Below are 748 nucleotides of genomic sequence, written 5' to 3' on the forward strand. Positions count from 1 at the left end.
CCTGCGATGATGCTCTCGATCACGTATTTGTTACTTCATTACGTCCCCGTAGCGCGGAACGGACCGGTGCACCAGATCACCGATCTGAACGTCTCCACTGCGCTTCGTGGTGACTTCGCCGCCGCGCACCTGTCCGGCGACAATGCGCACGTGCTCACCACGGACACGCAGAAAAACACCGTCTACGCCTTCGCCCGCGAGCACGGAATCGGCCAGATCGAGGATTTCGCGATCCGGCTGGGTCACCATTTCGTCGGATCCCTCCCGTGGATCGACGGCGCCCGGATAGAAATCGAGCAGTACCGGTGGGACCGCATCCCGGTGGACGGGGTGCCGCACGACCATGCCTTCAGCAGGTCGGCTGGGGAGAAAAGGACGACGGTCGTCACCCTCGACCGTGACACGGCCTTCGTCGTGTCCGGACTCGCCGGGCTGGTCCTGCTGAAGTCGACCGGCTCGGAATTCTCGGGGTTTCTCCGCGACCGGTACACCACGCTGCCCGAGACGACAGACCGCATCCTGGCGACAGAGGTCACCGCCCGCTGGCGCTACGCCCGGTCAGACCTCGGCTTCGAACGACTGTTCGACTGGATACGGACGGCTCTGGTCAGCACCTTCGCGAGCCTCCACAGCCTGGCTCTGCAACAGACCCTGTACCGGATGGGCGAGGCGGCACTGACCGCGCACGCCGACGTCGCCGAAATCCGCCTGTCAATGCCGAACAAACACCACTTCCTGGTTGATCTAG

General features: G+C 63.8%; 1 protein-coding gene. It reads left to right on the forward strand.

Annotated elements, in window-relative coordinates:
* Positions 1 to 6: 6 nt before the first annotated feature.
* Positions 7 to 748 (forward strand): factor-independent urate hydroxylase (gene pucL, locus ACY45C_RS20055; RefSeq protein WP_462189111.1); only part of this gene is annotated, 742 nt, incomplete at its 3' end.

The sequence above is a fragment of the Frankia sp. CcWB2 genome, assembly GCF_977927585.1.